At 37.3% G+C, this 12,510-nt stretch carries 10 protein-coding genes; 7 read left to right on the top strand and 3 right to left on the bottom strand.

Annotated features, from left to right (window positions below; all coding sequences use genetic code 11):
- The first annotated feature begins 1 nt into the window (after position 1).
- Complete coding sequence (gene purH, locus I6L50_RS03350) at positions 2-1,537, top strand: bifunctional phosphoribosylaminoimidazolecarboxamide formyltransferase/IMP cyclohydrolase (RefSeq protein ID WP_219300560.1); 1,536 nt, start codon at positions 2-4, stop codon at positions 1,535-1,537.
- A gap of 378 nt (positions 1,538-1,915) precedes the next feature.
- A complete protein-coding gene (purD, locus tag I6L50_RS03345) occupies positions 1,916-3,187 on the top strand; it encodes a phosphoribosylamine--glycine ligase (protein ID WP_219300558.1) in 1,272 nt (423 codons plus the stop codon).
- A 36-nt stretch (positions 3,188-3,223) separates the two neighbouring features.
- Here purD and I6L50_RS03340 read toward each other — a convergent pair whose 3' ends face one another.
- From I6L50_RS03340 to I6L50_RS03330, 3 genes are all read right to left on the bottom strand, one after another.
- Positions 3,224-3,388: a type II toxin-antitoxin system antitoxin gene (locus tag I6L50_RS03340; RefSeq protein ID WP_001085171.1), complete on the bottom strand. Its 165-nt coding sequence runs from the start codon at positions 3,386-3,388 to the stop codon at positions 3,224-3,226.
- 15 nt (positions 3,389-3,403) lie between these two features.
- Positions 3,404-4,249 (bottom strand): SPFH domain-containing protein, encoded by an 846-nt coding sequence (locus tag I6L50_RS03335; protein WP_219300556.1) that lies wholly within the window; start codon positions 4,247-4,249, stop codon positions 3,404-3,406.
- A gap of 221 nt (positions 4,250-4,470) precedes the next feature.
- Positions 4,471-4,854 carry a YgaP family membrane protein gene (locus tag I6L50_RS03330; RefSeq protein ID WP_219300554.1) on the bottom strand — a complete coding sequence of 128 codons (384 nt, stop codon included), beginning with the start codon at positions 4,852-4,854 and terminating at the stop codon, positions 4,471-4,473.
- Positions 4,855-5,337: 483 nt separating this feature from the next.
- On the opposite strand from I6L50_RS03330, the gene pcrB reads away from it, so the two are divergent.
- From pcrB to I6L50_RS03305, 5 genes are all read left to right on the top strand, one after another.
- Positions 5,338-6,027, top strand: a complete 690-nt coding sequence (pcrB, locus tag I6L50_RS03325) for a heptaprenylglyceryl phosphate synthase (RefSeq protein WP_113735433.1) — start codon at positions 5,338-5,340, stop codon at positions 6,025-6,027.
- A gap of 12 nt (positions 6,028-6,039) precedes the next feature.
- Positions 6,040-8,271 carry a DNA helicase PcrA gene (gene pcrA, locus I6L50_RS03320; RefSeq protein WP_219300552.1) on the top strand — a complete coding sequence of 744 codons (2,232 nt, stop codon included), beginning with the start codon at positions 6,040-6,042 and terminating at the stop codon, positions 8,269-8,271.
- A 15-nt stretch (positions 8,272-8,286) separates the two neighbouring features.
- The gene (gene ligA, locus I6L50_RS03315; protein ID WP_219300550.1) at positions 8,287-10,296 is read left to right on the top strand and encodes an NAD-dependent DNA ligase LigA; all 2,010 of its coding nucleotides are present in this window, start codon (positions 8,287-8,289) and stop codon (positions 10,294-10,296) included.
- 16 nt (positions 10,297-10,312) lie between these two features.
- On the top strand, positions 10,313-11,515 hold the full coding sequence (locus tag I6L50_RS03310; RefSeq protein WP_219300548.1) for a CamS family sex pheromone protein: 1,203 nt from the start codon (positions 10,313-10,315) through the stop codon (positions 11,513-11,515).
- Positions 11,516-11,609: 94 nt separating this feature from the next.
- Positions 11,610-12,380 carry a TSUP family transporter gene (locus I6L50_RS03305; RefSeq protein WP_219300546.1) on the top strand — a complete coding sequence of 257 codons (771 nt, stop codon included), beginning with the start codon at positions 11,610-11,612 and terminating at the stop codon, positions 12,378-12,380.
- The last annotated feature ends 130 nt before the right edge of the window (positions 12,381-12,510 follow it).

The following is a 12,510-nucleotide window of genomic DNA, read 5'->3' as shown; positions in this document are numbered from 1 at the left end:
AATGAAAAAGCGTGCATTAGTAAGTGTTTCAGATAAAACAGGAGTAGTAGAATTTGTTAAAGGTTTACTTGAACAAGGGATTGAAGTTATTTCAACAGGTGGTACGAAAAAATTATTAGAAGAAAACGGCTTGCAAGTAATTGGTATTTCTGAAGTAACTGGTTTCCCAGAAATTATGGATGGTCGTGTAAAAACATTACATCCAAATATTCATGGTGGTCTATTAGCAGTTCGTGATAATGAAATGCATGTAGCGCAAATGAATGAATTAGGTATGGAGCCAATTGACTTTGTTGTTGTTAACTTATACCCATTTAAAGAAACAATCGCTAAGCCTGATGTAACATTTGCTGATGCAATTGAAAATATTGATATCGGTGGCCCAACAATGATTCGCTCTGCTGCGAAAAATCATAAATTTGTATCGGTAATTGTAGATCCAGTAGATTATGATGTTGTATTAGCAGAACTGAAAGAGAACGGTGAAGTAATAGAGGAAACGAAACGTAAATTAGCAGCGAAAGTATTCCGTCATACAGCGGCATATGATGCGTTAATTTCTAACTACTTAACAAAGCAAATGGGCGAAGAAAGCCCTGAAACAGTAACGGTGACATTTGAGAAAAAACAAGATTTACGCTATGGCGAAAATCCACATCAAAAAGCGACATTCTATAAAGCGCCATTCGAAGCAACTTCTTCTGTTGCATACGCAGAACAATTACACGGTAAAGAATTATCTTACAACAATATCAACGATGCGGATGCAGCACTTAGCATCGTGAAAGAATTTACAGAACCAGCAGTAGTAGCGGTAAAACATATGAATCCATGTGGTGTTGGAGTAGGAACTGATATTCACGAAGCATACACACGTGCTTATGAAGCGGATCCAGTATCAATCTTCGGCGGTATTATTGCAGCAAATCGTGAAATTGATAAAGCTACAGCAGAAAAGTTACACGAAATTTTCTTAGAAATTGTTATCGCTCCTTCGTTCTCGCAAGAAGCTTTAGAAGTGTTGCAAAGTAAGAAAAACTTACGCTTACTAACTGTAAATATTGAAAAAGCGACAAGTGCAAGTAAAAAACTAACTTCTGTACAAGGTGGCCTTCTTGTTCAAGAAGAAGATACGTTATCATTAGATGAGGACGCAATTTCAATTCCAACGAAACGTGAACCATCAGAACAAGAATGGAAAGATTTAAAACTAGCTTGGAAAGTTGTAAAACATGTGAAATCAAATGCAATTGTTTTAGCGAATGATAACATGACAGTTGGTGTAGGCGCGGGACAGATGAACCGTGTAGGTTCTGCAAAAATCGCAATTACACAAGCTGGCGAAAAAGCACAGGGTAGCGCACTTGCATCTGATGCTTTCTTCCCAATGCCAGATACAGTAGAAGAAGCAGCAAAAGCTGGAATTACAGCAATCATCCAACCAGGCGGATCGATTCGTGATGAAGATTCTATTAAAATGGCAGATGCGTATGGGATTACGATGGTGTTCACTGGCGTACGTCATTTCAAACATTAATAGAGGATGTTTAAAAAGTCCGGTCAAGATAACTGTCGCATGTCGTCGTTGCAATGCCAGTGCGGTACTCATGTAGGAAAGCTACACTCCGTGTCCTCCTGGCAAATGCGCCTCGACCTACTCGGTTCTCTTGATCCTCCCTTTTAAACTGTTATTGTTAGGGATGTTTAAAAAGTCCGGTCAAGATAACTGTCGCATGTCGCCGTTGCAATGCCAGTGCGGTACTCATGTAGGAAAGCTACACTCCGTGTCCTCCTGGCAAATGCGCCTCGACCTGCTCGGTTCTCTTGATCCTCCTTTTTAAACTTTTATTGATATGAAAACAAACTAGGAGCATAGCTTCTAGTTTGTACTTATTTAATTATTGGGGGATGAAATATGAATGTTTTAGTAATCGGCCGCGGTGGACGTGAGCATGCTTTAGCTTGGAAGTTTGCGCAATCTGAAAAGGTAGAAAAAGTATATGTAGCGCCAGGTAATGAAGGTATGCGAGATGTTGCAACACCAGTTGATATTGATGAAAATGATTTTGATGCATTAGTCTTATTTGCAAAAGAGAAGAATGTTGAATTAACTTTCGTTGGACCAGAGATTCCACTTATGAACGGAATCGTGGATCGTTTTAAGGAAGAGGGACTTCGTGTATTTGGTCCTAATAAAGCGGCTGCTGTTATTGAAGGTAGTAAAGCTTTTACAAAAGAATTGATGAAAAAGTATGATATCCCAACTGCGGCATATGAAACTTTTACAGACTATGAAGAGGCAGTAAAGTACATTCAAAAAGTTGGTGCGCCGATTGTAATTAAGGCAGATGGATTAGCTGCTGGTAAAGGTGTAACGGTAGCAATGACGCTTGAAGATGCATTGCAAGCTGTGAAAGAAATGCTACAAGATGTGAAATTCGGCGCAGCAAGCAAGAAGGTCGTTATTGAAGAGTTTTTAGATGGACAAGAATTTTCATTAATGGCATTTGTAAATGGAACAACTGTACATCCGATGGTAATTGCTCAAGATCATAAACGAGCTTTTGACGGCGATAAAGGTCCTAATACAGGCGGAATGGGCGCATATTCTCCAGTACCACAAATTCCGGAGTCAGCGGTTCAAGAAGCGATTCAAACAGTATTACATCCAACTGCTAAAGCGATGATCCAAGAAAATCGTTCGTTTACAGGAATTTTATATGCGGGGCTTATTTTAACGAATGATGGTCCAAAGGTAATTGAGTTCAATGCACGCTTTGGTGATCCTGAAACGGAAGTTGTATTACCACGCTTAGAAAATGATTTAGTTGATGTATGTAACGCTGTATTAGATGAAAGTGAATTAACGTTACAATGGTCAAAGGAAGCAGTTATTGGTGTCGTACTTGCTTCGAAAGGATATCCAGAAGCATATAAAAAAGGTGAAATTATTAACGGATTAGATGCACTGCAAGATGTGATTGTTTTCCATGCGGGTACAGCGATGAAACATGGTGACTTTGTAACAAACGGTGGCCGTGTATTATTTGTTGCTTGTAAGGCGAATAGTTTACAAGAAGCGAAAGATAAGGCCTATAAAGAAATCGGTAAAATTGAGAGTGATGGTTTATTTTACCGAAGTGATATAGGATATCGTGCAATTGGTCATGAGATGACGAGAAGCTAATGTATAAAAAATCCCGCTGATTTCTCAGCGGGATTTTTATGCATCTTTATCTTTTTTCAATTTCCCTTTTTGCTTTGCCATTTCTCGAAGTAAATACTCGATGTGTGCATTGACGCTACGAAACTCATCATTCGCCCATTTTTCGATGACTGCGTGTAATTCAGGATCAATACGTAATGGAAAGCTTTTCTTTTTGGCCATAATCATTTACAACCTTTAATATAGGCTTCCTGTATTAATAACTGGTTGCGCACCTTTATCTGAAACGATGGCAACTAATAAGTTGTTTACCATATTTGCTTTACGCTCGTCATCTAAATCAAGTACGCCTTCTTCATCTAGCATGAGGATTGAATCTTTAGCCATTTTCACAGCACCTTCAACAATCTCTTTTCGAGCAGCTAATACCGCTTTCGCTTGTTGACGTTGAAGCATTGCATGGGCAATTTCTGTTGCGTAAGCTAAATGTGTTAAACGAGTTTCTAATACTTCTACGCCAGCGATTTCAAGTCGTGCTTCTAACTCACGCTTTAATTCCTCAGAGATTTCTTCAGTATTTCCTCGTAACGTGATGCAAGTTTCATCTTGGAAATTATCATAAGGATATTTTGTAGCAACGTGGCGGATTGCTGTTTCACTTTGAATTTCTACGAATCGATCATAATGCTCAACACCGAAAATTGCTTTTGCGGAATCAACAACTTTATATACGATAACGGCTGCAATTTCAATTGGATTTCCCTCAACATCGTTTACTTTTAATTTCTTACTGTTAAAGTTTTCAACACGTAAAGATACAGTTTGACGAAACGCGAATGGAATTGTTAAAAATAAACCATTTTGACGAATTGTTCCTAAATAACTACCGAAGAACGTAATAACTTTCGCTTGATTCGGTTGAACGATACCGATACCTGTAGCTAAAACAGATGCTAATATGAGAGCTAAAATAGCTATTACAAACATTTCTTGTACAAGGCAAAATACACCGATAGCGGCTAAAACTAAAATTCCAATAACGCCGAGAAATCCATTAACATAAAATACTTGTTTTTCTTTCATATGATCGCCTCCTTGATATAAAAATGATATCACTTTTATATCATTACATGCAAGAGGGTTACACCTAATTTTCTGAATTTTATTGTTTGATATCTTTTATGTACGTTTTAAGGGTGAAAAACGAGAATGTACGTTCTTTTTCGTGGTAAAATAAAGAAGACTTAGCTGCCCACTGCAGCAGCTAAGTCCCTTTGAGAGCATCTTGCATCGTGACAAATGATTCAAAGCGGTTTTGCCAGGATTAATTCTTCAATCGCTGACTCAATCTCTTTGTCAGAAGTGTCATAACTTCCATCTGACTTTGACTTTGGCTTGTCATGACTGGAAGCTGAATTAACTTCTTCTTTATTATGTCCTTTTTCAGTGAAATTCATGCTAGGCATTTTAAATGCGCTCATATTCATATATTTTCCAAACTTACAGGCTTCAACAATAGGGCAGAAACGGACGATTCCCTCCGCAATTTTCATGGCACCAACCCATAGCAAAACTTTAGACCAAGTGCACCAAGGTTTACGTACGAGTTTAGCTGTACTACAACCGAAGAGGATGAGTCCGAGTGTAATTCGAATTAGAGCACTAATTGTGCCGATGTTTTGCTTCATTAGAAAAACACTCCTTTTTTAATTAACTTCGAAATAGAAAATACTATTTCATTTGTTAGTATTCCGTATAAGTTTTTTGATATGTAATCCAACATTTGACGTTGAAAAAGATGTTGGATTGGGCGTGTGTGTAGGTAGCTTTTTTTGTTATAATGAAAGAATGTGTAAAAGGAAGTTCAAAAAGTCCGGTAAAGATAGCTGTCGCATTTCATCGTTGCATACGCCAGTCCGGTACTCATGTAGGGAAAACTACATTCCGTTCCTCCTGGCGAATGCGCCTCGATCTGCTCGGCTCTCTATATCCTCCTTTTTGAACAAATATAGTAGGGAAGTTCAAAAAGTCCGGTAAAGATAGCTGTCGCATTTCATCGTTGCATACGCCAGTCCGGTAAAGATATAGCAAGGAATGTAAAAAATCTTGATAAAAATTAACTGTTATTTTGAACAGAAATTATATAACTAGAGAAAAGAAAGGGTGTTTTCATGTACGATATTTCCAAATGGAAACATGTGTTTAAGCTTGATCCAAATAAGGAGTTAAGTGACGAACATTTAGAAATGATTTGTGAATCTGGAACGGATGCTGTTATTGTAGGCGGAAGTGATGGAGTGACAATTGATAACGTATTACACATGCTAGTTAGCATTCGTAGATATGCAGTTCCTTGTGTGTTAGAGGTTTCTGATGTGGAGGCAATTACACCAGGATTTGATTTTTATTATATCCCAAGCGTTTTAAATAGCCGAAAAGTAGAATGGGTAACAGGTGTTCATCATGAGGCATTGAAAGAATTTGGGGATATTATGGACTGGGACGAAATTTTCATGGAAGGGTATTGTGTTTTAAACCCTGAAGCGAAAGTAGCCCAGCTTACAGATGCAAAATGTGATTTAACAGAAGATGATGTTATTGCATATGCACGTTTAGCAGACAAGTTATTACATTTACCTATATTCTATTTAGAATATAGCGGGACGTATGGAGATATTGAGCTTGTTAAAAATGTAAAAGCAGAATTGAAACAAGCTAAGCTATATTATGGCGGTGGTATTTCTAATGCAGAACAAGCGAAAGAAATGGCACAGTATGCTGATACAGTAGTTGTTGGAAATATTATTTATGATGATATAAAATCGGCATTAAAAACAGTTAAAGCAGTAAAAGGAGAGTAGGTGCAGGCACATATGAGTACGACAGATAAGTTATTAAATGGTTTAAATCCGCAGCAACAAAAAGCAGTACAAACAACAAATGGAGCACTTCTATTAATGGCAGGCGCAGGTAGTGGGAAAACACGTGTGTTAACACACCGTATTGCATATTTACTTGGTGAAAAAGGTGTGGCGCCATGGAATGTACTAGCAATTACCTTTACAAATAAAGCTGCTCGTGAAATGCGTGAGCGTATTGATAAACTTGTTGGACCAGAAGCAGAAGATATTTGGATTTCTACGTTCCACTCTATGTGCGTACGTATTTTACGACGTGATATTGACCGCATTGGTATTAATCGTAACTTTACAATCTTAGATTCAGGTGATCAGTTAACTGTAGTAAAAAAAATTATGAAGGAGCGCAATATTGACCCGAAGAAGTTTGAGCCGCGCTCTATTTTAGCGGGTATTAGCAATGCGAAAAATGAACTGTTATCTGCAGATAAATATGCAAAAAAAATTACAACCGCTGATCCATATGAAAAATTAACGAGCGATGTATATACAGAATATCAAAAACGTCTTTTGAAAAATAACTCATTAGACTTTGATGATTTAATTATGACGACGATTCAGCTATTTGAACGTGTTCCAGAAGTACTAGAGTTTTATCAGCGTAAATTCCAATATATTCACGTTGATGAGTATCAAGATACGAACAAAGCTCAGTACCTTCTTGTTAAACATTTGGCATCACGTTTTAAAAACCTTTGTGTTGTTGGTGATTCGGATCAGTCTATTTACCGCTGGCGCGGGGCTGACATTTCTAACATTTTGTCATTCGAAAAAGACTATGAGAATGCGCAAGTTATCTTGTTAGAACAAAATTATCGTTCATCACAAAATATTTTAAATGCAGCTAATGCTGTAATTGAAAAAAATTCAAACCGTAAACCGAAGAAATTATGGACAGACAATCAAATTGGAAGCAAAATCTCGTATTATCGTGCTGCAACCGAAAAGGACGAAGCGTATTTTGTTGCGAAAAAAATTCGTGATGATATTCAAATGGGGAACCGAAAATATACTGATTTTGCAGTGTTATATCGTACAAATGCCCAGTCTCGTATGATTGAGGAGATTTTCCTGAAATCTAATATCCCTTACAAAATCGTCGGAGGTACTAAGTTCTACGACCGTAAAGAGATTAAAGACATTTTGGCGTACTTACGTTTAATTGGGAATCCAGATGATGAGATTAGTTTTGCACGTATTATAAACATGCCAAAGCGTGGGATTGGTGCGACTTCTATCGATAAAATTATTAATTATGGTGTGCAAAACGGAATCTCATTAACTGCTGTATTTGATGAGATTGAGCATGTTGGTGTAAGTGCAAAAATAACAAAAGCAGTAAAAGAATTCGCAAGTTTATTACACAACTGGGTAAATATGCAAGAGTATTTATCTGTTACAGAATTAGTAGAAGAAGTTATTGAGAAGACAGGCTATCGCGATATGTTGAAAAATGAGCGTTCTTTAGAAGCAGAAGGTCGTTTAGAAAACTTAGACGAGTTTTTATCTGTTACACAAACATTTGAATCCCAAAGCGAAGATAAGAGCCTTGTTGCATTCTTAACAGACTTAGCTCTTGTTGCGGATATTGATCGTGTAGATGAAGATCCAACTGCTGGTGAAGAAGTTATTTTAATGACGATGCACTCAGCAAAAGGATTAGAGTTCCCAGTTGTCTTTATTGTTGGCTTAGAGGAAGGGATATTCCCGCATACTCGTTCTCTTATGGAAGAGGATGAAATGCAAGAAGAGCGTCGTCTTGCCTATGTAGGTATTACTCGTGCAGAAGAAGAGCTATACTTATCCAATGCTCAAATGCGTACTTTATTTGGTAGAACAAGTATGAATGCAGCATCTCGATTTATTACAGAAATTCCGACAGAATTAGTAGAACCATTAAACGAAACAGCACCGAAGCGTGAAACTTCGTTTGGTGCAAAAGGAAGAACGACAAGCGCAACTACAACACGTTCTCGTTCAGCTTTCGCGCGTCCGGCTGTTAAGACGACAGGTGGCGAGCAAATTGGCTGGGGAATAGGCGATAAAGCTGCTCACCAGAAGTGGGGAGTCGGTACAGTTGTAAGTGTAAAGGGTGAAGGAGATTCAAAAGAATTAGATATTGCGTTCCCAAGCCCAATTGGTATTAAACGTTTATTAGCAAAATTTGCACCTGTGACGAAACAATAGGAAAGGACTGAGGATATGTCAAAAGAGATAGCCAAAAAACGTATAGAAGAACTGCGTGATTTGTTAAATACATTTAACTATCAATATCACGTATTAGACAATCCTTCTGTTTCTGATGCGGAATATGACCGTGATATGCAGGAGCTTATAAAATTAGAAGCAGAGAACCCAGAGTTTATGAGTGAAGACTCTCCCTCCATTCGCGTTGGGGGGACTGTTCTTGATATATTTGAAAAGGTAACGCATAAATCACCAATGTTAAGTTTAGGAAACGCGTTTAATGAAGGAGATTTGCGTGATTTTGATCGAAGAGTACATCAGGGAATTGATGATGCGAATGTAAGATATATATGCGAATTAAAAATTGACGGACTTGCTGTTTCACTTCATTATGAAAAAGGACGCTTCATTCAAGGAGCAACACGTGGTGATGGTATAACGGGTGAAGATATTACCCAAAACTTAAAAACGATTAAAGTTATCCCGCTGCGTTTAAATGAAGAAGTAACGTTAGAAGCACGAGGCGAGGCTTATATGCCGAAGCGTTCATTCGTTAAATTAAATGAGGAAAAAGAGCAAAATGGTGAAGATGTATTTGCGAATCCACGTAATGCGGCAGCAGGATCGATACGCCAACTTGATCCGAAAATTGCAGCGAAGCGTAACTTATCTATGTTTGTGTATGGTCTTGCTAATGTAGAAGAAAAAACAATTCCATCCCACAGTGAATCACTGGATTTCTTAGGTGAGCTTGGATTTAAGACGAATCCAAATCGTCGTACATGTGAAACAATTGAAGACGTAATAGCCTATGTAGAAGAGTGGCAAGAAAAACGCCCGCATCTTGATTATGAGATTGACGGAATTGTTATAAAAGTAGACGATGTTGCTATTCAAGAAAGCTTAGGAACTACAGCAAAGAGTCCAAGATGGGCAATAGCTTATAAATTCCCAGCTGAAGAAGTTGTGACGAGATTAACAGGGATTGAATTAAGTGTCGGCCGTACAGGAGTTGTAACACCAACTGCAGAGCTGGAGCCAGTGCGAGTAGCCGGAACTATTGTCCGTCGTGCTTCTTTACATAACGAAGATTTAATTCGTGAAAAGGATATTCGAATTGGTGACTACGTTGTTGTGAAAAAGGCTGGAGATATTATTCCTGAAGTTGTGAACGTTATTTTTGATAAGCGTACTGGTGAGGAAGAAGAATATCATATGCCAACGCATTGTCCAGCATGTGAGAGTGAACTTGTTCGTTTAGAAGAAGAAGTAGCACTTCGATGTATAAATCCGACTTGTCCAGCTCAAATTCGTGAAGGATTAATCCATTTCGTTTCAAGAAATGCAATGAATATTGATGGACTTGGAGAACGTGTAATTACACAACTCTTTGATGCGGATTATATTCGTACGTTTGCTGATTTATATTCATTGACGAAAGAGCAATTATTAGAACTAGAACGTTTCGGTGAAAAATCAGCAACAAATTTAGTCCAAGCAATTGAGAATTCTAAGGAAAACTCATTAGAGCGATTATTATTCGGTCTTGGTATTCGCCACGTCGGTGCGAAAGCCGCACGTACATTTGCTGAGCATTTCGAAACGATGGATGAGCTTGTGAAAGCGACGGAAGAAGAACTAAAAACAATTAACGAGATTGGTGAAAAAATGGCTCAATCCGTTGTAACGTATTTCGATAATGAAGACGTATTAGAGCTATTACAACAATTTAAAGAGTATGGCGTGAACATGGCATACAAAGGTATGAAAATTGCTGATTTACAAAATGTTGAATCGTACTTTGCAGGAAAAACTGTCGTCTTAACAGGGAAATTAGAAGTTATGGGACGCAGTGAAGCAAAGAAGAATATTGAGGCATTAGGTGGAAAAGTAACAGGAAGTGTTAGTAAAAGTACGGATTTAGTTGTTGCTGGTGAAGCTGCTGGTTCGAAATTAGCGCAAGCAGAGAAGCACAATGTTGAAGTTTGGAATGAAGAGAGGTTCTTACAAGAGCTGAATAAGTAAGAGGTGCAAACTTACGATGAAAAAAATAGCGTTAGCGGTATTAAGTCTTAGCCTACTTGTAAGTGGGTGTAGTATGGGTTCCAATAAAGATGAAAAAGCAGTTGAGAAATCGGGGAAAGCGAAAGAGCAAGCTGTTATCCCGAAATACTCGATTTCGGATGAATATTATAAGACAACGGTTCCATTTGATCCAGGTCGTGCACGTGGTTTAGTTGGACAAAGTTTGAACAATCGTCTAGATATAGATGAATTTGAAACGGGACTAATGCGCATTGCGAAAGAATCATTTAGCACGAAAGATTATTTCTTTAAAGGTGGAGACGTTTTAGACACACAAACGATTCAAATGCTTGTGAAAAGAAAGCGTACAGATGCTGAACAAAAAGAGCTAGAGGATAAGTTGAAAAAAGATGCGGTTAAATTTCCGAATGTAGGGTTGAATCCAGCCTTAAGTGAAGGATCAGAATCGCTAGAAGTAAAGAATAAAAAAAGTCCAATGTATATCTCAAATATTTTAGAGCATGATTATTATGTAAGAAAAGGTGAGAACGATGTTGAACGTGGTGGCATTGTAGTTGGATTAGCGATGAATTCTGTTCAATATTATGAGGAAGAGCATGGTTATCCGCGTGAGGCTGCAATTCCAGATGCAAAAATGTTAGCTGAAGGGAAAAGGATGGCCCAAGAAATCTTGAAAGTAATGCAGCAAAAAAAGCCTGAAATAAAAAATATTCCGGTTACATTTGCGATTTATCGTCAAGGTCCAAAGTCTTCGCTTGTACCAGGGAATTTTGTTTCTTATGCTAAGGTAGAAAAAGGCAGTGAAACGGTTGAGGTTGAGGATTGGAAGCCGATCAATGAGAAATACTATTTATTCCCGTCTGAACAAGCGAAATCGGATAATAAACGTGAAGATCTTGCGAGGGTGTCAAACTTTAAAGCAAAATTAAGTGAGTATTTCCAAGGAGATTATACAGCTGTTATCGGTACTGGAATGTATAGAGATGATGAATTAAGAGAAATGAAGCTCGATATTCCTGTCCAATTCAATGGGAAAGCTGAAGTAATTGGTTTTACACAATATGTAGCTGGACTTGTTATGGAATACTTCCCGAATTATATGAAAGTACAAGTAACAATTAAATCTGTAGAACGTCCAGAAGCAATTATTATACGTGAAGCGAAGCAAGATGAACCGTTTGTGAAAATTTTAGATTAAAGATGAGAGCTGTTCCATAAAGGAACAGCTTTTTTTCTTGAAAAATTTTGTTATAATTTTAAATGTTACAAATAAAGGGGTAAGGGGCAAATTCATGGAAGAACTAAGCTTTCAAGTCATTATTTTATTAATTGCATTCGGATTTTTATCTGCTTTTATTGACTCAGTTGTTGGAGGGGGAGGGTTAATTTCGCTTCCTGCACTTATGTTTGTTGGTTTATCACCAGCTTCGGCAATTGCAACGAATAAATTAGCTGCAACGATGGGGACGCTTACGAGCACAATTTATTTTATTCGATCAGGTAAGGTGAATTTTCGGATTGTAGGAAAGTTAATCCCGTTAACTATTATTGGAGCAGTCGCAGGGGCTTTAGTAGTAAAGTTTATTCCGCCTGATATTTTGCGTCCACTAGTGCTCGTAATGTTGGTTTTTATTGCCATTTATATTATTGCGAAAAAAGATTGGGGAAGTGCATCTACCTATAAAAAGATGACAAAAGGAAAAACATTAATGTTTTTCTTTGTTATTTTAATGATAGGATTTTATGATGGATTTTTTGGACCAGGGACAGGATCCTTTTTAATTTTTGCATTTTTATTAATTGGTTTGGATTTTATTCAAGCGGCAGCATCTGGAAAACTTTTGAACTTCGTTAGTAATATCGTATCTTTAATTACTTTTTTATTTTTAGATGTGATTCATTTTGAATACGGTATAATTATGGGCTTATCAATGATTTTAGGTGCTTATTTTGGATCGAAGTTTGCGGTTCAAAAAGGTGTTGGATATGTAAGGACTTTATTTTTATTAGTTACTATTTTATTAATCGGGAAAAATGTTTTGGAATATACTCATATTTTGTAGATTCATACGTATGTATGAATCTCTTTTTTTTATTATATTTTAAAAATTTATTAATTTTTAAAATATAAGTCTAGGAATATTTGAATAAATCTAAATTATCGTGTAGAATAATGTTGTAAAATGTAAACGT

The sequence above is a fragment of the Bacillus sp. FDAARGOS_1420 genome (assembly GCF_019344915.1).
Taxonomy (GTDB): Bacteria; Bacillota; Bacilli; order Bacillales; family Bacillaceae_G; genus Bacillus_A; species Bacillus_A mycoides.
Note: the sequence above shows the minus strand (reverse complement) of the source record. Positions and strands in the feature narration are given on the sequence as shown.